The 19690-nt window shown below is 69.2% G+C and carries 18 protein-coding genes and 1 tRNA gene; 12 read left to right on the top strand and 7 right to left on the bottom strand.

Translation table 11 applies throughout. The annotated features are described in order from the left end of the window. Positions 1-14: 14 nt before the first annotated feature. The 3 genes from ACFOMD_RS06955 to ACFOMD_RS06945 all read right to left on the bottom strand — a co-directional run bounded on the left by ACFOMD_RS06955 (position 15) and on the right by ACFOMD_RS06945 (position 3188). Positions 15-2075: a PAS domain S-box protein gene (locus tag ACFOMD_RS06955; RefSeq protein ID WP_380858899.1), complete on the bottom strand. Its 2061-nt coding sequence runs from the start codon at positions 2073-2075 to the stop codon at positions 15-17. 33 nt (positions 2076-2108) lie between these two features. Beyond that, positions 2109-2468, bottom strand: a complete 360-nt coding sequence (locus ACFOMD_RS06950) for a response regulator transcription factor (protein ID WP_380858896.1) — start codon at positions 2466-2468, stop codon at positions 2109-2111. A 99-nt stretch (positions 2469-2567) separates the two neighbouring features. Then, entirely contained in the window at positions 2568-3188 is a 621-nt protein-coding gene (locus ACFOMD_RS06945) for a response regulator transcription factor (protein ID WP_380858893.1), read from the bottom strand. Between the two features lie 186 nt (positions 3189-3374). On the opposite strand from ACFOMD_RS06945, the gene ACFOMD_RS06940 reads away from it, so the two are divergent. The 9 genes from ACFOMD_RS06940 to ACFOMD_RS06900 all read left to right on the top strand — a co-directional run bounded on the left by ACFOMD_RS06940 (position 3375) and on the right by ACFOMD_RS06900 (position 15359). After that, positions 3375-3788, top strand: a complete 414-nt coding sequence (locus ACFOMD_RS06940; RefSeq protein WP_380858890.1) for a hypothetical protein — start codon at positions 3375-3377, stop codon at positions 3786-3788. Positions 3789-3835: 47 nt separating this feature from the next. Beyond that, positions 3836-4264: an OsmC family protein gene (locus ACFOMD_RS06935; protein WP_380858887.1), complete on the top strand. Its 429-nt coding sequence runs from the start codon at positions 3836-3838 to the stop codon at positions 4262-4264. Positions 4265-4458: 194 nt separating this feature from the next. Then, positions 4459-5277: an alpha/beta hydrolase gene (locus ACFOMD_RS06930; RefSeq protein ID WP_380858884.1), complete on the top strand. Its 819-nt coding sequence runs from the start codon at positions 4459-4461 to the stop codon at positions 5275-5277. Between the two features lie 52 nt (positions 5278-5329). Continuing rightward, entirely contained in the window at positions 5330-6124 is a 795-nt protein-coding gene (locus ACFOMD_RS06925) for an SDR family NAD(P)-dependent oxidoreductase (protein ID WP_380858881.1), read from the top strand. A gap of 117 nt (positions 6125-6241) precedes the next feature. Beyond that, positions 6242-7411 (top strand): efflux RND transporter periplasmic adaptor subunit, encoded by a 1170-nt coding sequence (locus ACFOMD_RS06920; protein WP_380858878.1) that lies wholly within the window; start codon positions 6242-6244, stop codon positions 7409-7411. Then, positions 7408-10476, top strand: coding sequence for a multidrug efflux RND transporter permease subunit (locus ACFOMD_RS06915; RefSeq protein ID WP_380858875.1), 3069 nt, complete (start codon positions 7408-7410; stop codon positions 10474-10476). The genes ACFOMD_RS06920 and ACFOMD_RS06915 overlap by 4 nt, the downstream gene beginning before the upstream one ends. Next, the gene (locus ACFOMD_RS06910) at positions 10473-13547 is read left to right on the top strand and encodes an efflux RND transporter permease subunit (RefSeq protein ID WP_380858873.1); all 3075 of its coding nucleotides are present in this window, start codon (positions 10473-10475) and stop codon (positions 13545-13547) included. The genes ACFOMD_RS06915 and ACFOMD_RS06910 overlap by 4 nt, the downstream gene beginning before the upstream one ends. 40 nt (positions 13548-13587) lie before the next feature. Then, a complete protein-coding gene (locus ACFOMD_RS06905; protein WP_380858870.1) occupies positions 13588-14586 on the top strand; it encodes a FecCD family ABC transporter permease in 999 nt (332 codons plus the stop codon). Then, the gene (locus ACFOMD_RS06900; RefSeq protein WP_380858867.1) at positions 14580-15359 is read left to right on the top strand and encodes an ABC transporter ATP-binding protein; all 780 of its coding nucleotides are present in this window, start codon (positions 14580-14582) and stop codon (positions 15357-15359) included. The genes ACFOMD_RS06905 and ACFOMD_RS06900 overlap by 7 nt, the downstream gene beginning before the upstream one ends. On the opposite strand, the gene ACFOMD_RS06895 is transcribed toward ACFOMD_RS06900, so the two are convergent. The 3 genes from ACFOMD_RS06895 to ACFOMD_RS06885 all read right to left on the bottom strand — a co-directional run bounded on the left by ACFOMD_RS06895 (position 15356) and on the right by ACFOMD_RS06885 (position 17356). Continuing rightward, a complete protein-coding gene (locus tag ACFOMD_RS06895; RefSeq protein WP_380858864.1) occupies positions 15356-16813 on the bottom strand; it encodes a cobyric acid synthase in 1458 nt (485 codons plus the stop codon). The genes ACFOMD_RS06900 and ACFOMD_RS06895 overlap by 4 nt on opposite strands. A 37-nt stretch (positions 16814-16850) precedes the next feature. Then, positions 16851-16922, bottom strand: a tRNA-Thr gene (locus ACFOMD_RS06890). A 140-nt stretch (positions 16923-17062) separates the two neighbouring features. Further along, positions 17063-17356 (bottom strand): hypothetical protein, encoded by a 294-nt coding sequence (locus tag ACFOMD_RS06885; RefSeq protein WP_380858861.1) that lies wholly within the window; start codon positions 17354-17356, stop codon positions 17063-17065. Positions 17357-17661: 305 nt separating this feature from the next. Here ACFOMD_RS06885 and ACFOMD_RS06880 point away from each other — a divergent pair, with 305 nt between their 5' ends. Both ACFOMD_RS06880 and ACFOMD_RS06875 read left to right on the top strand, forming a co-directional pair. Then, a complete protein-coding gene (locus tag ACFOMD_RS06880; RefSeq protein WP_380858858.1) occupies positions 17662-17937 on the top strand; it encodes a hypothetical protein in 276 nt (91 codons plus the stop codon). Positions 17938-18094: 157 nt separating this feature from the next. Next, the gene (locus tag ACFOMD_RS06875) at positions 18095-18886 is read left to right on the top strand and encodes a DUF1206 domain-containing protein (RefSeq protein ID WP_380858855.1); all 792 of its coding nucleotides are present in this window, start codon (positions 18095-18097) and stop codon (positions 18884-18886) included. Positions 18887-19009: 123 nt separating this feature from the next. Here ACFOMD_RS06875 and ACFOMD_RS06870 read toward each other — a convergent pair whose 3' ends face one another. Beyond that, the gene (locus ACFOMD_RS06870; RefSeq protein WP_380858852.1) at positions 19010-19228 is read right to left on the bottom strand and encodes a hypothetical protein; all 219 of its coding nucleotides are present in this window, start codon (positions 19226-19228) and stop codon (positions 19010-19012) included. 130 nt (positions 19229-19358) lie between these two features. On the opposite strand from ACFOMD_RS06870, the gene ACFOMD_RS06865 reads away from it, so the two are divergent. After that, positions 19359-19688 carry a helix-turn-helix domain-containing protein gene (locus ACFOMD_RS06865; RefSeq protein ID WP_380858849.1) on the top strand — a complete coding sequence of 110 codons (330 nt, stop codon included), beginning with the start codon at positions 19359-19361 and terminating at the stop codon, positions 19686-19688. The last annotated feature ends 2 nt before the right edge of the window (positions 19689-19690 follow it).

The raw sequence follows: 19690 nt of genomic DNA, 5'->3' as shown, positions 1-19690 counted from the left end.
GCGCCAACTATACCTTATGGTGTGCCCTCGGCGGGCAGGGTGAAGTGGAATCGCGCGCCGCCGGCGGGCGCGTTGGCGGCACTGATCTGCCCGCCATGGTCGTCGATGATCGACCGGCAGATGGAGAGGCCGATGCCCATGCCGTCGGCCTTGGTGGTGAAGAAGCTGGCGAACAGGCTGCCGAGATGCTCGGGCGCGAAACCCGGCCCGCTGTCCTCGATCTCGAGCGCGGCGCCGGTGCCGTGCGCGCGGCTGCGCACGATGATGCCGCGCCGGGTGACGCCGGCGCCCGCCATCGCCTGCATCGCGTTGACCATCAGATTGACCAGCACCTGCTGCAACTGCGTGCGGTCGCCGAGGATCGGCGGCACGCCGGCGGCAAGGTCGAGCGTCAGCGTCACCCCCTGCGCCTGCATCTCATGGCGCAGGAACAGCGAGGCTTCCTCGACCAGCGCGTTGACCGACAGCTCGGCGCGGGTCGGCGCGCTCGGCGTGGCGATGCCGCGGATGCGCTTGATGATATCGGCGGCGCGGCGCGCATCGGCAACCATGCGGCCGGTCAGCGTGTGTACCTCCTCGACATCCGGCTCGGGGCGCCCCAGCCAGCGCAGGCTCGCCTCGCCGTTGGTGGCAATGGCGGCGAGCGGCTGGTTCACCTCATGCGCGATCGAGGCGGTCAGTTCGCCGAGCGTGGCGATGCGCGCGGCGCGGGCAAAATCGGCCTGCACCCGCTGCAGCGCCGCCTGCGTCTCGACCCGCTCCGTCAGGTCCATGAAGGTGACGACGTTGATGCCGAGTTCGGTCAAGGTCGGCGGGAAGGCGATGTTGTAGAGCACGTCGACGACGCGGCCGTCGCGCGTCGAGATCTTCGTCTCCTCGACATAGCCGGGCTCGCCGCGCAGCCGCGCCAGCAGCGAGCGGCGGATGGTGTCGGGCCGCGCCTGCCACGCCGGTTCGATCGGCCCGTGCAGCGCGGTCGGGTCGGTGACGCCGAACAGCTTCATCGCCGCGTCGTTGACCTCGTCGATGGTGACGAGGCGCAGCGCTTCGGTCAGCAGTTCGTCGTCGGTCGCGATCTTGTCGGCGACATCGACCCCGGCCGTCTTCATCGCCGCGATCTTGTCGAACAGCGGCCGCATGTCGAGCTGCAGCAGCGCGATCGGCATGTGGTGGAACAGGTTGCGGTAGCGCGTCTCGCTGTGCCGCAGATGCGCTTCGGCGGCGGTGCGGTCGGAGATGTCGATGACGCCGATCAGCAAGGTGCCCTTGGCGATCGATTCCGGCGGGAAGGCCGCGGTGAACAGTGCATCGAACACGCGACCATCGAGCGTGCGCAGCGGCGTCTCGGTGACGTAGTTGGGCTTGCGGGTGACCGCCGAGATTACGCTCGCGGCGAAGACGTGCAGGCTCTCATCGGGCCAAAAGGGTTCAAGGTCGCGCAGCAGCTCGCCCTTGTCGCCACGCCCGAACAGCGCGACCGTCTGCTCGTTGACGTCGACCACCCGTGTCGCGCGGATCATGCGCCGCACATAATCGGGATTGGCGGCGAAATAGGCCGGATAATCGGTGACGCCTTCGCTGCGCAGTTCGCGCAGCATGTCACCGATCGGGGTGAAGTCGATCTCCCAGAAGGACGCCGCCATCGCCTGGAACAGGTTGCGGTAGCGGTACTCGCTGCGCTGGAGCGCCTCCTCGACCGCGCGCCGCTCGGTGACGTCGCGCCCCGTTTCTATGATCTCGACCGGCGCTCCGTCAGCGTCGCGCCGCACCGACCAGCGCGCGTCGATGGTCAGCATGCGGCCGTCGGCGGCGGCGCGCGAAAGGCGCCCTTCCCAGCGGCCCGTCTCCAGCAGTTCGGCCTCGCGCGCGGCATCGCGCTCGGGGCGGCGCGGCGGCAGCAATTCGTTGACGAGACGACCCACCGCCGCTTCGCGCGACCAGCCGTAGAGCGCCTCCGACGCGGCGTTCCACGAGCGGATGTACCCCGCGCGGTCGCGCACGAAGATCGAATCATGGACGAGGTCGAAAATGTCGACCGTCGCTTCGAGTGTCCCGCTGTCGTCGCGCCCCGCCATGCGCGCGAGCCTAGCCGATCGCTCGCGTGGCCGTCACGCGGCGAGCGCCTGTTCGATACAGGCGATCAGCTCGCTCGCCTCGAACGGCTTGGTGAGCAGGCACAAAGCACCGCTATCCTTCGCGCGTTCCCGCAGCGCCGGCTCGCTGCGCGCGGTGATCATGATCACCGGCGTAGAGTCATGGTCGGCGCTCAACTGCTGCTTCAACTCGATGCCGCTCAGCCCCGGCATGTGGATGTCGGTGACGATACAGTCGAAACCCGCGGCGCCGCCGGCCGCGAGGAACTGCTCGGCAGAGTCGAAACCCTGCGCCCCATAGCCGAACGACTTCACGAGGCTCACCAGAGCCCCCCGAAGCGAGTCGTCGTCGTCGATAATCGAAACCTGCGGCACGCAACGTCCTTTCACGAAGCGCCGGCTTTGCCCAACAGGCCGGACGCTGCCGCTTGCGTCGCACAGGCGGTTCGCGGTGCCTATAATCCGATGGTGTTATCAGGCCGGGCGGGCGAGGCTCAGCGTGTCGGCCATCCGCACCAGGTCGGCGAGGGTGCGCGCGCCCATCTTGCGCATCGCCGAACCGCGGTGGATCTTCACCGTGACCTCGCTCAGCTCGAGATCGCCCGCGACCTGCTTGTTCATCTTGCCGGCGGTGACCAGCGCCATCACCTGACGCTCGCGCGGCGACAGCGTCTCGAACCGGTCGCGGATGTGGGTGGTGCCGGCCTCGGCGCCGCGCCGCTTGATGTCGCGCTCGATCGCGATGGCGACGGCGTCGAGCATGTCCTGGTCGCGGAACGGCTTGGCGAGGAAGTCGACCGCGCCCGCCTTCATGCCGCGCACCGACATCGGAATGTCGCCGTGCCCGGTCATCAGGATGACGGGCAGGCCGATGCCGCTCTCGGCGAGCTGGACCTGGAAGTCGAGGCCGCTGGTGCCTGGCAGGCGGATGTCGAGTACGATGCAGCCGGGCCGGGCTGTGTCGACGCCGTCGAGGAATTCCTTCGACGAACCATAGAGGCGCGCCTCCATCCCGACCGAACGGAACAGGCTGCCGAGCGCCTCGCGCAATGAGTGGTCGTCATCTACGACATGGACGATGGGGGCGTCGGCCATGGGTCCCTCCGATGTGGCGCCGGGAGCTTAGGCCAGGTCGCCGCATCCGCCGATAATACCATGGTATGGGACGCGCCTGCCAGCGCGCGACCCTCATCCTTTGGTGTGCAAAACCTGTCCGCGCGTCCGAATTGAGGGACGCGCCGACCCGGCAGATCATCATGCTCATCCTGTCAAAGGAGCCGCATGATGGACGCCCAAACTTTCCGCTTCGACGACCGCCCCGCCGACCTCGTCACCGGCCTTTCGCAAACGCCGGCCCGCGAAACTCCGCCGCCGCTGTTCGAGCTGCCGTCGGTGATCTTCGCGGCGATGGCGGTGGCCTATCTGCTGTTCATCGCGGCGATGCTGTTCAGTTTCGGCAGCGGCGCCGGGATGCCGCTTCTGCTCGGCATCGTCGGCTTCTACCTGCTGATGTATCTCGGAACCCCGGCGGTACTCGCGCATCTCGGTCTTCATCGCCGCGCGACGCCCTTTCGCGGCATCGACACGCCCGGCGGCCGGATGAGCCCCGGCGCGGTGCTCGGCCAGGTGCTCGTCGTTCCCGCCTGCGTCGCCGGCTTCGGCTTCGCCATCGGCGTCATCGTCGCCTTGCTGTAAGCTGGCGGCGGCAGACTTCCCCCGACCCCCCTCGAAGGAGCATGCACATGAAGATCGATCGTACCGGCTCGGCCGGCTGGACCGGCGGCCTCAAGGACGGCCGCGGCCGTCTCTCGACGCAAAGCGGCGCGCTTAAGGATTACCCTTACGGTTTCTCCAGCCGCTTCGAAGGCGTCGCGGGCAGCAACCCCGAGGAGCTGCTCGGTGCCGCGCATGCCGGCTGCTTCACCATGGCGCTGTCGCTGATCCTCAGCGAGGCGGGGCTGACCGCCACCTCGATGGAGACGACCGCCAAGGTGACGCTCGAAAAGCTCGACGACGGCTTCGCGATCACCGCGATCAAGCTCACGTTGCGCGCGGAGATTCCCGGCGCCGACGACGCGACCTTCCAGGAGCTGGCGGCGAAGGCCAAGGCCGGCTGCCCGGTCTCGAAGGTGCTCAACGCCGACATCAGCCTCGACGCGACGCTGGTTTAGAAATCCACTTTCATTCGTCATCCCGGCGAAGGCCGGGATCCATCCAACGGTCGGCATGGATCCCGGCCTTCGCCGGGATGACGAACGGGGGATTCATGCCCCCTAATACCAACGTGTCATCGGCCCGGCCCGACGTCTGATTCCGTTGCGTGATGTGCGTCCTACACTGGCTGCATCGAACCGGAGGAACCGCCATGACCCGCCCCACCAACTCCATCGTCTTCGTTCACGGCGCCTGGATGACCGCGCGGTCGTGGGACAATTTCCTGCCCCCGTTCGAAGCCGCCGGCTACACGGTGCACGTCCCGACCTGGCCCGGCCTCGACGGGCTTTCCGCCGCCGAGATCAACAAGGCGCCGCCCGCCGGGCTCGGCTCCTTGCGCATCGGCCAGATCGTCGATCACTATGCCGACTTCATCCGCACCCTGCCCGAACCGCCGGTGCTGATCGGCCACAGCTTCGGCGGGCTGATCGTGCAGCTGCTGCTCGACCGCGGGCTCGGCGCCGCCGGCATCGCGCTCGATCCCGCGCCGATCGGCGGCGTGCCCGCCGGTTGGCGCGCGCTGCTGTCGGCCTTCCCGATCCTCGCGCGCTGGAACGGCTGGAACCGGCCCTATGCGCTCGACCTCGGCGAGTTCGCCGCGAAGTTCGCCAACGCCGCGCCCGCCGGGCAGCAGGCGGAGGCGCATCGCAGCGTCGTCATCCCGACGCCGGGGCGCATCTTCTACCAGGCGGCGTTCATGCTCGGCACCTGGATCAGCCCGAAGCGCCGCAACGTGCCGTTGCTCGTCACCGGCGGCGAGCGCGACAATCTCGTCACGCCGTTCATGTCGCGGCTGACCTATCTGCAGCAGAAGCGCTCGCCGGCGCGCACCGACTATCGGCTGTTCAAGGGCCGCTCGCATTTCCTCACCGCCGAACCCGGTTGGGAGGAGGTTGCCGCCACCTCGGTCGCCTGGCTCGACACCGTGCTCGGCACGACCGCCGACCGGCCGTTGCGCGCCGCCGCCTGACCCTCGAAGCCTTTCAACCGATCGCCGCCCCTCGACCGCGACAGGAGGACCCATGTCGACCACCAACCGCACCGCCCTCATCACCGGCGCGTCCGCCGGTATCGGCGCCACCTATGCCGATCGCCTCGCCCGCCGCGGCCATGATCTCATCCTCGTCGCCCGCGACGCCGCGCGGCTGACGGCGCTCGCCGATCGCCTCCGCGCCGAAACCGGCGTCGCCGTCGATGTGCTGCCCGCCGACCTCACCGATCGTGCGCAGCTCGCCAAGGTCGAAGCGCGCATCGCCGACGACACCGCCATCTCGATGCTGGTCAACAATGCCGGCATGTCGCTCGGCGGCACCATCGTCACCGCGCCCATCGCCGACCTCGAGCGGCTGATCGCCCTCAACGTCACTGCCCCCGCGCTGCTCGCCGCCGCAGCCGCCCGCGCGTTCGTCGCGCGGGGTGGCGGCGCCATCGTCAACATCGCCTCGGTGCTGGCGCTCGCGCCGGAGATGTTCGATTCCGCCTACAGCGGCACCAAGGCGTTCATGCTCAACCTCAGCCAAGGCCTCGCCGCCGAGATCGGCGGGAAGGGTGTGCAGGTTCAGGCGGTGTTGCCCGGCGCCACCCGCACCGAAATCTGGGAGCGCTCGGGCATGAGCGCCGACGCGCTGCCGGCGGAAATCCTCATGGAGGTTGGCGACCTCGTCGATGCCGCGCTGACCGGCCTCGACCGCGGCGAGACCGTCACCATCCCGCCGCTCGCCGACGACAGCGGCTGGCAGGCGATGCAGCAGGCGCGTCTCGCGCTCGCCCCGCATCTCTCGAAGCGCGACGTCGCGCCGCGCTATCGCACGACATAGCGCGGCCGATCAGCGCATCGCGTTGCGTCGAAACATTTCTCCCGCCGAAATCTATGGCGCCCACGTCGCATTTGTTGATAATGGGTTGCAATAAGTGAAGCGAGCGGGGGAAATTTCGTGGATATCCGCGACGGGGCGCAGGCGCACCGGCTGAAGATCATGGGTGCCGTGCTGCTGGCCGGCGGCGCGCTCGCCTATTGGACGCTCGGCGGCGAGCCCGAGGGCGAAGCGGCCGACGACGACATCGCGCCGGTGCGCGTGGCCATCGTCGAGCGCGCGCCGTTCGATGTCGAGCTGAAGGCGCTCGGCACCGTCACCCCGCTGGCGACCGTCGCGGTGCGCAGCCGTGTCGACGGTGCGATCACGCGGCTTCATTTCCGCGAAGGCCAGCAGGTCGGCCGCGGGCAGTTGCTCGCCGAAATCGACCCGCGTCCCTTCCAAGCCAGCCTCGCGCAGGCGGTCGGCGAACGGCAGCAGAATCAGGCGCAACTCCGCCAGGCGCAGAGCCAGCTCGGCCGCCATCGCGAGCTCGCTGGCAAGGGCTTCACCACCAAGGCGCAGCTCGAGCAGCACGAAGCGCTGGTCGGCCAGCATGGCGGCGCCGTTGCGACCAGCAACGGCCGCATCGCCGACGCGCGGTTGCAACTTGAATTCTCGCGCATCCGCGCGCCGATTTCGGGGCGTATCGGCTTTCGCGGCGTCGATGCCGGCAATCTGATCAGCGCCGGCGACGCCGCGCCGATCGCCACCATCACGCAGGTGCAGCCGATTTCGGTGGTGTTCACCGTGCCCGAGACTCAGGTCGACGCGGTGCGCGCGGCGATGGGCGCGGGTGCTTTGCGCGTCGAGGCCTGGGATCGCGGCGAGCAGGCGGTGCTCGCCACCGGACGCCTCACCAACATGGACAATCAGATCGACGCCGGCTCGGGCACGTTGCGGCTGCGCGGCGAATTCGCCAACGGCGACGCGCGGCTGTTCCCCAACCAGTTCGTCAACGTGCGGCTGGGGCTGCAGACCTTCGCCGACGCGATCACCGTTCCCGCCGTCGCGGTGCAGCAGGGCACGGCCGGGCCGTTCGTCTACGTCGTCGACAAGGACGGCGTCGCCCGCCGCCGCGTCGTGACACTCGGGCCGACCGATGGCGAGCGCACGATGATCCGGCGCGGCGTGACGCCCGCAGAACGCGTGGTAATCGAGGGCTTCGACAGCGTGAAGGACGCCGAGAAGGTCGAGATCATCGGCACGCCTGCCGCCGCCGCCGGCGCCGCTTCCGCCGCCGACAAATGAACATCTCGCGCGGGTTTATCCTGCGGCCCGTTGCCACCGCGCTGTTGATGGTGGCGCTGCTGCTGTCGGGGATGATCGCCTATCGGCTGCTGCCCGTCGCCGCGCTGCCGCAGGTCGATTACCCGGTCATTCAGGTCTTCACCTTCTACCCCGGCGCCAGCCCCGAGGTGGCGTCGAGCGCGGTGACCGCGCCGCTCGAACGCCGCTTCGGCCAGATTCCCGGCCTGCGCCAGATGTCGACGAGCAGCTCGGGCGGCGCCTCGATCGTCACGCTGCAGTTTGCGCTCGAAGTGCCGATGAGCATTGCCGAGCAGGAGGTGCAGGCCGCCATCGCCGCCTCAGCGACCTTGCTGCCCGACGATCTGCCGACGCCGCCCGTCTACCGGAAGGTCAATCCGGCCGACACGCCGATCATCACGCTGGCGGTCAGCTCGGCGGCGCTGCCGCTGCCGGCCGTCTACGATCTTGTCGACACGCGCATGGCGCAGAAGCTGTCGCAGACGCCGGGCGTGGGCATGGTCAGCCTCGCCGGCGGCCAGCGCCCCGCGGTGCGGCTGCAGGTCGATCCCGCCGCGCTCGCCGCGCGCGGGCTCGACATGGAGGATGTGCGTACCGCCATCAACGCCGCCTCGGTCAACCAGCCGAAGGGCAGCTTCGACAGCCCGACCCGCTCGATCATGATGGACGCCAACGATCAGCTGTCCTCGGTCGAGGATTATCGCGGGCTGGTGATCGCCTGGGTCAACGACGCACCGCTCACCCTCGGCGAAGTCGCGCGCGTCGAGGCCGGCGCTGAGGACCGGCGCCTCGCCGCCTGGTCGGGCCGCGTGCCGGCGGTGCTGGTCAACATCCAGCGCCAGCCCGGCGCCAACGTCATCGAGGTGGTGGACCGCGTCCGCACCCTGCTCCCCGAACTGACCGCCGGTATGCCCGCCTCGGTCGATGTCGAGATCCTCACCGACCGCACCGAGACGATCCGCGCCTCGGTGCGTGGCGTGCAGGTGGAGATGGTGTTCGCGGTGGCGCTGGTGGTGCTCGTCACCTTCCTGTTCCTGCGCAACCTGCCCGCAACGATCATCCCCGGCCTCGCGGTGCCGCTGTCGCTGGTCGGCACCTTCGGGGTGATGCATCTGCTGGGGTTCAGCCTCAACAATCTGACGCTGATGGCGCTCACCATCGCCACCGGCTTCGTCGTCGACGACGCGATCGTCATGCTGGAGAATATCGCCCGCCATCTGGAGAAGGGCGAGAAGCCGATGCAGGCGGCGCTGAAGGGCGCGGGCGAAATCGGCTTCACGCTGGTGTCGCTCACCGTCAGCCTGATCGCGGTGCTGATCCCGCTGCTGTTCATGGGCGATGTCGTCGGGCGGCTGTTCCGCGAATTCGCGATCACGCTGGCGGTCGCCATCGCCATCTCGTTGCTCGTCTCGCTGACGCTTACACCGATGATGTGCGCGCGGATGCTCAAGGCGCATGCGGTGAGCGACAAGAAGGATATCCTCGACCGGCTGATCGATCGCTACGGCGTGTGGCTGGACTGGGCGTTCGCGCGGCAGCGGCTGATGCTCGGCGTCACCGTCGGCACGCTCGCATTGACCGCTTTGCTCTATCTCGCTGTGCCCAAGGGTTTCTTCCCGGTGCAGGACGCTGGCGCGATTCAGGTGGTGACGCAGGCGCCCGAGGATATTTCCTTCGCGGCAATGGCGCAGCGGCAGCAGCGGCTGGTCGATCTCGTGCTTGCCGATCCGGCGGTCGACAGCGTCTCCTCCTTCATCGGCGTCGACGCCACCAACCCGACGCTCAACAGCGGCCGGATGCTGGTCAATCTGAAGTCGCACGGGTCGCGCGACGGCGCGCTCGAGGTGATGGCGCGCCTCGGAAAGGACGCCGCCGCCATCCCCGGCATTCGCGCCTATATGCAGGCGGTTCAGGAACTGAACATCGACGACCGGGTCAGCCGCACCCAGTATCGCTTCACCCTGTCGACGCCCGACGCGGCCGTGCTCGCCGACTGGACGCCGCGCCTTGTCGAGAAGTTGCGCGAAGCGAAGGTGCTCGCCGACGTCAGCGACGATCTCCAGTCGGGCGGCTTGCAGGCCTTCGTCGAGATCGACCGTGCCGCCGCCAGCCGCCTCGGCATCAACGCCGCCGACATCAACGCCGCGCTCTACAACGCCTTCGGCCAGCGCCAGATCGCGACGATGTTCACGCAGGCGAACCAGTATCGCGTGGTGATCGAGGCCGATCCGGCGCTGCAGCAGGGGCCGGAGGATCTCGGCCGCATCTTCGTCAAAGCCGCGGGCGGCACGCCGGTGCCGCTCGCCAACCTCGCGCGGATCGAGGTCCGCGCCGCGCCGCTGCTGCTCAATCGCGTCGGCCAGTTCCCGGCGGCGACCGTCTCGTTCAACCTCGCCCCCGGCGTGTCGCTCAGCGATGCGGTGGAGGCGATCGACACCGCCTGGGCCGAGCTCGGCGCGCCGCCCTCGGTGGTGCTCGCCTATCAGGGCGCGGCGAGCGCGTTCGAAGCCTCGCTCGACAGCACCTTGCTGCTCGTCCTCGCCGCAGTAGTGGTAATGTATCTGGTGCTAGGCATGCTCTACGAGAGCACCATCCACCCGATCACCATCCTGTCGACCTTGCCGTCCGCCACCGTCGGCGCGCTGCTGGCGCTGTTCATCGCCCGCCAGCCGCTCGACCTGATCGCGGTGATCGGCATCATCCTGCTCATCGGCCTCGTGAAGAAGAACGGCATCATGATGGTCGACTTCGCGCTGGAGGCGGAGCGGCGTGAAGGCATGGCGCCGCGCGAAGCGATCCGGCGCGCGGCGCTGCTGCGCTTCCGCCCGATCCTGATGACGACGCTCGCCGCGCTGTTCGGCGCGCTGCCGCTGATGTTCGCGCAAGGTGCCGGCGCAGAGCTGCGCCAGCCGCTCGGCCTCGTCATGGTCGGCGGCCTCATCGCCAGCCAGATCCTGACGCTGTTCACCACGCCGGTCGTCTATCTGTTCTTCGACCGGCTGGCGAAGCGCCGCCGCGGCGCCGCCACCGAACCCGCCGCCGCGTGATCGCGCGCTTTTTCATCGCCCGGCCGGTGGCGAGCATCCTGCTCGCCGTGGCGATGATGCTGATGGGGCTGCTCACCTATCGGTTGCTGCCGACGGCACCGCTGCCCGAAGTCGACATGCCCGCCATCTCGGTCGAGGCCAGTCTGCCCGGCGGCAATCCGCGCACCATGGCGGCGGCGGTCGCGGTGCCGCTGCAACGCGCGCTCGGCAGCATCGCCGGCGTGCAGCTGATGGAGGCGACGAGCGGGCAGGGCTCGGTCGAAATCGAGCTGATCTTCGAGCTCGGCCGCGACATCAACGACGCCGCGCGCGACGTGCAGGCGGCGATCAACGCGGCGCGCGGGCAATTGCCGGCGGGCATGCCGTCGGAGCCCAGCTACCGCAAGCTCAACCCCAGCCAGGCGCCGATCATGGCGCTGGCACTGTCGTCGGAGACGCTGCCGCCGGGCCGGCTCTACGAGGAAGCCTCGTCTATCCTCGCGCAGAAAATCTCGCAGGTGCCGGGGGTCGGCGAAGTGTCGATCGGCGGCGCGTCGCTGCCCGCCGTCCGCATCCAGCTCAACCCGCATGCGCTCGCCGCCAACGGCGTCGCGCTCGACGAGATTCGCGCCGCCATCGCCAATGCCAATTCGCTGTCGCCATTGGGCGCCACCGAGCGCGACGGCCGCAATTGGCAGATCGGCAGCAACGCGCAGCTCCGCGACGCCGCGAGCTACGGCAACCTTGTCGTCGCGCGGCGCGACACTGGGCTGGTGCGGCTGTCCGATGTCGCGACCGTCTCCGAATCCACGCAGAACCGTTATGCGATGGGCTTCCATAACGACCGCGACGCGGTACTGCTGACCATCCGCCGCCAGCCCGGCGCCAACATCGTCGCCACCACCGATGCGATCCGCGACAGCCTGCCCGGCCTGCGCAGCCTGATGCCCGCGCAGGCGCGGCTGGAGGTGGTGCTCGACCGCTCGCCGGGCATCCGCGCCACCATCCGCGAGGCGCAGCTGGCGCTTGCGCTGTCGGTCGGGCTCGTCGTCCTCGTCGTCGGCTTGTTCCTGCGCCAGTGGCGCGCCGCGCTCATCCCCAGCCTCGCGATTCCCGTCGCGCTGATCGCCAGCTTCGGCGCGATGTGGGCGATGGGGTTCAGCCTCAACAACCTGTCGCTGACCGCGTTGATCGTCGCCGCCGGGCTGGTGGTCGATGATGCCATCGTCGTGCTCGAAAATATTGCGCGCCATATCTCGGCCGGCCTGTCGCCGGCGCGCGCGGCGGTGCGCGGCGTGCGCGAGGTCGGCTTCACGCTGATCGCGATGAACCTCGCGCTGCTGGTGGTGTTCGTCGCCATCCTGTTCATGGGCGGTGTCGTCACCTTGCTGTTCCGCGAATTCTCGCTGACGCTGGCCGCGGCGATGGTCTTCTCGCTGATCGTCTCGCTGACCTTGACCCCGGCGCTCTGCGCCCGCCTGCTGCGCCGCGAGGATGCCGCCGAACCGACCGAAGGGCGCTACGCGCGGGTCGCCGCTTTCTACGAACGCTCGCTCGACAAGGTGATGCGCCACCCGCGCCTCGCGCTCGGGCTGTTCGCCGTGGCGATCGCGCTCAACGTCGGCCTCTACATCCTGATCCCCAAGGGCTTCCTGCCCGAACAGGACACCGGCCAGCTCACCGCCTTTGCGCGGGGTGACGACGGCATGTCGTATCAACTGATGCAGCCGAAGATCGAAATCTACCGCCGCTACCTGCTCGCCGATCCGGGGATCGCCGACGTGGTCGGGCAGGCGGGCGGCGACACCGGCATCAACAATGCGTTCATGATGGTGCGGCTGAAGCCTGTCGAGGAGCGTGGTGAACCGGCGGGCGCGGTCGTCGACCGGCTGCGCGCCGGCATGCCCAAGGTGCCGGGCGGCGTGCTGTGGGTGAATGTCGATCAGGACATCCAGCTCGAACCGCCGGGCCAGCAAGGGCAGGAATATGATCTGCGGCTGCTGTCGCCGAAGCTTGAGGGACTGAAGGGCTGGCAGCGCAAGGTCGCCGCCGCGCTGGAGGAGGTGCCCGAGCTCACCGACATCGACGGTCGCGCCGACGGCGGCAACCTCCAGATCGATCTCGACATCGACCGCGACGCGGCGCGCCGATTGGGCGTCGACATGCGGACGATCACAACCGTCCTCAACAACAGCTTCAGCCAGCGGCAGGTCGCGACCATCTACGACAGCCTCAACCAGTATCGCGTCATCCTCGAGCTGGAGCCGCGCTACACGCAGGATCCGGCGGTGCTCGATCTCGTGCAGGTCATCGCCGCCGATGGCCGCCGCGTGCCGCTGTCGTCGCTCGCGACGCGCAGCTACAGCCTCGCCAACGACTGGATCCAGCATCGCGACCAGTTCGCCGCGCGGCGCATCAGTTTCACGCTCGCCCCCGGCGTCTCGCTCGAACAGGCGAAGACCGCGATCGACCGCGCGCTCGCCCCGCTGATGCTGCCGAGCGACGTCCAGGCGAAGCTCGCCGGCGAACTCGACATGGCCGGGGACAGCATGCGCAACCAGCCGCTGCTGCTGTTGGGCGTCATCCTCGCCGTCTACATCGTGCTCGGCATTCTCTACGAAAGCCTGCGCCACCCGCTGACCATCCTGTCGACCCTGCCGCCCGCCGGCATCGGCGCCTTCGCGGCACTGTGGGTGACCGGCTTCGAATTCTCGCTGATCGCGCTCCTCGGGCTGTTCCTCCTCATCGGCATGGTGATGAAGAACGCCATCCTGATGATCGACTTCGCGCTGATGCTGCAGCGAAAGCAGGGCAAGACCGCCGAGGATGCGATCCGCGCAGCCGCAAAGCTGCGCCTGCGCCCGATCCTGATGACCAACATGGCGGCGATCCTCGGCGCGCTGCCGCTGGTGCTGGGCGCCGGCGAAGGGTCGGAGATGCGCCAGCCGCTCGGCATCTGCATCGTCGGCGGGCTGTTGGTGAGCCAATTGCTCACGCTCTACAGCACGCCGGTGATCTATGCGCTGGTCGACCGGCTGGGCCGGCGCGCCGTGACCGCACCGCTTTTGCCCTCGGCCCCGGAAACGCGCTAGGGCTCGCGCGGCGCAGGCCAAAGGAGCGAAAAGCGGGGCGATGACGGGAAGCGGCAGGAGCATCGGGCTGATCGCGACGCTGGTCGTCGTGCTGCTCGTCGCCGCGGCGCTGTCGCTGTCGGTCGGTACCGCGTCGCTTGGCGTCGAGCGCACGCTCGCGGCACTGACCGGCGGCGGCGATGCGACCGCGCGTACTATCCTGTTCGAACTGCGGCTGCCGCGCGTGCTGCTGGCGCTCGGCGTCGGCGCGATGCTCGGCATCGCGGGCGCGGCGATGCAGGGCTATCTGCGCAATCCGCTCGCCGAACCCTCGGTCCTCGGCGCCTCGAACGGCGCGGCATTGGGGGCGGTGGCGGCGCTCTATTTCGGGCTCGCGGCGCTTCACCCCGCGCTGCTGCCGGCGCTGGCGATCGGCGGTGCGCTGCTGGCACTGCTGCTGCTGTTCCTGCTCGCCGGACGATCGGAAAGCGCGCTGACCCTCATCCTCGCCGGTATCGCCATCGGCACGCTCGGCGGCGCGGCGATCAGCCTGGCGCTCAACATGTCGCCCAACCCGTTCGCGGCGATGGAGATCATGAGCTGGCTGCTCGGCTCGCTCGAGGACCGGTCGATGCAGCATGTGCTGCTGGCGCTGCCCTGCATCGCGGTCGGCATAATGCTGCTCGTCTGGGACGGTCGGGCACTCGATGCGCTGACGCTCGGCGAGGACGGCGCACGGTCATTGGGTGTCGATCTGAAACGCACCCGGCTGCGGTTGCTTGCCGGTGTGGCGATCGGCGTCGGCGGCGCGGTGGCGGTGTCGGGCGCGATCGGCTTCGTCGGGCTCGTCGTGCCGCACCTCATTCGCCCGCTCACCGACCGCTCGCCCTCGTCGATCCTGCTGCCGTCGGCGCTTGCCGGCGCGGCACTGCTGGCGATCGCCGATGTCGCGGTGCGGGTGATCCCGACCACCAACGAGCTGAAGCTCGGCGTGGTGACCGCCTTCCTCGGCGTGCCGGTCTTCCTCTTCCACCTGATGCGGGAGCGGCGGCTATGGTAGCGCTGTCGGTGGAAACGCTGGGCGTCACGCTCGGCGGGCGTCGCGCTGTCGAGGGCGTATCGGCGAACTTCGCGCCGGGCGGGCTTGTCGGCATCATTGGGCCGAACGGCGCCGGCAAGTCGACATTGGTCCGCGCGATGCTCGGACTCGTCGAACCCAGCGCAGGCGACGTCCGCCTCGATGGCGCGCCGATCGCCGGACTGCGCCGCGCCGAGATCGCGCGGTTGCTCGCCTATCTGCCGCAAGGGCAGGTGCTGCACTGGCCGCTAGCTGTCGAGCGGGTGGTAGCGCTCGGGCGCCTGCCGCTGCTCACGCCGATGTCGCGGCTTGCCGCTGCCGATCTTGAAGCGGTGGATCGCGCCATGGCGCGCGCCGACGTCACGCATCTGCGTGGCCGCGTCGCCACCGAACTGTCGGGCGGCGAGCGGGCGCGCGTGCTGCTCGCTCGCGCGCTCGCGCAGGAATCGAGCGCGCTGATCGTCGACGAGCCGCTGGCCGCGCTCGACCCCGGCCACCAGATCGAGATCATGGACCTGCTGCGCGCGCAGGCGGCCGCGGGACAACTGGTCATCGCGGTGCTGCACGATCTCAGCCTCGCCGCGCGCTACTGCGACCGGCTGCTGCTGCTGGATGGCGGGCGGCTGGTCGCCGACGGGACGCCTGACGCGGTGCTGACGCCGGAGCGGTTGGCGCAGACATTCGGCGTGCGCGCCTGGTTCGGCAGCGACGGCGGCGTGCCGCTGATCGTGCCCACGGCGCGGATCGGCGGCTAGCCGGCGGTCTTCGTCAGCGCGATCAGCGCGTCGATATCGACATGCCGTTCGAGCGTCGCGGCGATGGCGTCGAGCGCCTCGTCGATCGAGGCGTGATAGTCGCGCCCGCTGCCGTCAACGCCGATCGTCGCCAGCCATGCCTGTCGCTGCTCGGGCGCGGCGAGCAATCCGTGAACATAGGTGCCCGCTACCAGCCCGTCGGCGCTGCGCGCGCCGTCGTGGCGGCCATCGGCGAACTGCACGACCGGCCGCGCGGCGTCGGGACCCGAGGTTTCGCCGATGTGCATTTCATAGCCGGCGAACGGGGCGCCGAGCGCCATGCCTTCGACGCGGCGCAGCGCCTTTTCCGGCGTCAGCACCGTCTCGACATCGAGCAGCCCGAGTCCGTCGGCGCTGCCCGCCGGCCCCTCGATGCCGTGCGGATCGGCGATGCGCCGGCCGAGCATCTGATAACCGCCGCATAGCCCCAGCACCGGTCGCCCGCGGCGGTGGTGCGCGAGGATGTCGATGTCCCAGCCCTGCGCCCGCAGGAAGGCGAGGTCGGGGAGGGTGGCCTTCGATCCGGCGAGGATGATCAGCTGCGCCTCTGCCGGGATCGGCTGGCCGGGCGGCACCATGCGCAGCTCGACGCCGGGCTCGAGCTTCAGCGGGTCGAGGTCGTCGAAATTGGCGATGCGCGCGGTGATCGGGCAGGCGACGACGACGCGGCCGGTGGCAGGCGCGTCGTGGCGCTCCAGCACCACGCCATCCTCGCTTGGCAGCCGCGCTGCTTCGGGCAGCCACGGCACCACGCCATAGCCGCGCCAGCCGGTGCGCGCCTCGATATCGCGATAGCCGTCGTCGAACAGCGCCGGGTCGCCGCGGAATTTGTTGACGAGGAAGCCGCGGATCATCGCCGCGTCCTCGGGGTCGATGACGACGCGCGTGCCGACGATCGAGGCGATGACGCCGCCGCGGTCGATGTCGCCGACCAGGATGACCGGCACGTTTGCGGCGCGCGCGAAGCCCATGTTGGCGATGTCGCCTGCGCGCAGATTGGTTTCGGCGGGCGAGCCCGCGCCTTCCACAACGACGATGTCGGCGGCGGCCCGCAGGCGATGGTAGCTCTCCAGCACCTCGGGCAACAACGGCCGTCGGCCTTCGTGCCAATTCTCCGAATGAAGCGTGCCGCGCATCCGGCCATGGACGATCAGCTGCGAGGTGCGGTCGCCCTGCGGCTTCAGCAGCACCGGGTTCATGTCGACGGTCGGGTCGACGCGCGCTGCGAGCGCCTGCAGTGCCTGTGCGCGCCCGATCTCGCCGCCGTCGACGGTGACCGCGGCGTTGTTGGACATGTTCTGCGGTTTATAGGGGCGGACGTTCAGGCCCCGATTGGCCAGCGCCCGGCACAGGCCGGCGACCAGCACCGACTTGCCGACGTCCGACCCGGTGCCCTGCAGCATGATCGCTGCCATATCCGTCCTGATAAAACGCGGTGACCAAGGAAAACGGTGCCGGATGAGGGGATCGAACCCCCGACCTTCGGTTTACAAAACCGCTGCACTACCGCTGTGCTAATCCGGCGCGCCGCCGCCCTTCTAGGGTAGCAGCGCGCCGGGGGTCAACGCCGTGACGAGCGGGGGACAGGAGGACGCCCCGGGCGGGGACTTGGGGGCAAGGATGCCCGGGGCGGCTCGTCACGGCGCGGGAAAGGTTGGCGCCGCTTACGACTTCGGCGGCTTCTCGGTCTTGGTCACCGACTTGGTCTTGCCGTCGGCATCGGTCTTCGCTTCGACCTCGGTACTGGCGCCATCGGGCGTTTCGACCGTCTGCGTCGTGGTGGTTTCACCCGCGCCCGTGGTCACGGACTCGTTGGTCACTTCGGTGCCGGTCGCGTCGACCGTGGTGCTGGTCGTCGCTTCGACCGGAGCGTCGGCCGGCGGCGCGGAAACGGTCTGAGCCTGGGCCGCAGCAAGGGGGGCGGCCAGCAGCACGCCGGCGAGAAGGATACGGTTCATGGGGGGAATTCCCTTTTTTGTTTTACACATACAAATGGGCGAGCCGGGCGCAGGATGAGGGGGACACGCACCCGGCTCGCCGTTGAATTCGGCAGCCTGGCCGTGAACCGAAAGTGAATAGAGGGGCAAAAGCGCGACATCCCGACGCGCCCGACGGGACGAGCCGAGAAGTTCGCCGCCCGGTCGTTACGTTGCCGCGCGAGTCGCTGCGCACCGCAAAAGCGCTTGCCTAACCGTTGCAGCCGCGTAACGTGGCAGCGCTTTCCGTCGGCCCGTGGGGGGTCGGCCTGAAGGGGGAAATGACGATGAAGAAGCTTGCGATTTCGCTGGCGATGGTTGCGGCTCTGGGCGTTTCGGCCTGCAGCGAGAAGACCGAGGAGGCCGCTGAGGTCACCGCGGATTCGGCTGGCGCCGACGTTGAAGCCGCCGCCGCCGATGTCGGCGCGGCGACCGAAGCGGCCGTCGACGACGCCGGTGCGGCGGTCGACGCGGCGGCGACTGATGCGGCGGTGGCCACCGATGCGGCGACCGCCGAAGTCGGCGCCGAGGTCGAGCAGGCCGGCGAAGAGATGCAGAAGTAAGCTGCCTCACCGCAGATCTACTTTCGGAGAGGGCGCCTTCGGGCGCCCTCTTTCGTTTGACCCTGATGTTGGTTGAAACGGAACTCGCGCGCACCCGCGCACATTGAGCCCCCAACCACTTCCGGCATCGGCCGGATTGGCGTTGAGGGAGCCACCGATGCCGCCGATCGCCCGTTTCGAAACCCTGACCCGCATCGGCTTCGCTGCCCGCGGTCTTACCTACATCCTTATCGGCTGGCTGGCGCTGCGCGCCGGGCAAGCCGCCGGCGCCTCCGAGGCGCTCGGCACGCTCGCGGGCGACGGCTTCGGCACCGGTCTTCTGGCGCTCGCGGCGGTCGGCCTCGCCGCCTATGGCGCTTGGCGACTGCTCGAGTCGACGCTCGACCTCGAAGGGGCCGGCGACGATGCCAAGGGCAAGGCGGTGCGCGCCGGCCATGGCCTCAGCGGTTTCGCGCATCTGTTTCTCGCGCTGGCCGTCCTGCAGATGGCGCTCGGCAACGGCGGCGGCAGTGACGACGGCGACACCGCGCGCTCCGCGACCTCCTGGCTGCTCGGCCTGCCCGCCGGCGGCGTGCTGGTGCGCCTCGTCGCGGTCGGTCTCGTCGCCGCCGGCATCTTCCAGTTCGTCGAAGCGGTGCGCCTCAGTTTCCTGAAGCAACTCGACCCGCCCGCGGCGCGCAAGGCCTGGGTGCAGTGGGTTGGCCGGCTCGGCTACGCCGCGCGCGGCATCGTGTTCGGGCTGGTGGGCCTGGGCTTCTGGCGCGCCGGGGACAGCGCGAATGCCGCTGCTGCCGGCGGCATGGGCGACGCGCTCGCCGGCGTCTCCGGCTGGATGTTCACGGCCGTGGCGCTTGGCCTGCTGCTGTTCGGTGTCTTCAGCCTTGTGCAGGCGCGCTACCGCCGCATCGCCGACCCGCAGGTCGGTGATCGCATTCGTTCCGCGCTGTGAGATGAAGTGCGGACCGGCCCCGGAGTGAGGGGTCGTTTGGGGCCGGTCCGCCCAGGGTCAGACTGAAGGGAGTCCGCCGGCGTTACAGGGGGGACTTGTCGCCGGTGGGTTTCAGCCTGGAGCTCAGGTCGCGATGATCGCCTCCACGGCTGGATCGGGGCGGGTGTCGAGACGCAGCACGGCATTCACCGTCAGCGTTTCGGCCGCGCCGCGGTCGGCGTCGTCGACACGCAGCGGCGCCCGGGCGTCGTCGGCATCGAGCGGCACCGCCGGCTTCGGCACACCGGCCATGGCGAAGCCGACGGCCAGCGCCGCCGCTCCCTGCCACCCCTTGAGCCTCATCCTGTCAGCCACCGCTGATCCTTCTCGACAAGCGTTCCGCGATCCAGTATCGCAAAGCGACATAATCACTAGTTGCGTAACTACTAAACAAGGTGAGCCGGCGCAAGCCCCGTTTACCAGGAGAGACAGAATGCCCCGAGCCGCCCCCGATGCCGCCCAGGCCGCGCTGACGAAAGAGCTGCGCCGGGAGGCCGGACAGTGGCTGAAGGCGGCGCGCGAGACGACGGGCATCACGCAGGCGGAACTCGCCGAGCGCGTCGGGCTGCGCTATTACACCTTCGTGAGCCAGGTAGAGAGCGGCTTGGGCCGCGTTCCCATCGATCTTCAGGCGGCGTGGGCCGCCGCGCTCGGGCAGGAGGCGCAGGCCTTCGCCAAGCATCTGCTCGGCTATTACGAGCCGGAGCTGTTCCGGCTGCTGTTCGGCAATGCCGCGCGTCGCGCGGGCAGCGCCAAGGCTTAAGG

Source organism: Sphingoaurantiacus capsulatus, from assembly GCF_042648405.1.
Taxonomy (GTDB): Bacteria; Pseudomonadota; Alphaproteobacteria; order Sphingomonadales; family Sphingomonadaceae; genus Sphingoaurantiacus; species Sphingoaurantiacus capsulatus.
This window is presented reverse-complemented; position numbering and strand designations above follow the sequence as displayed.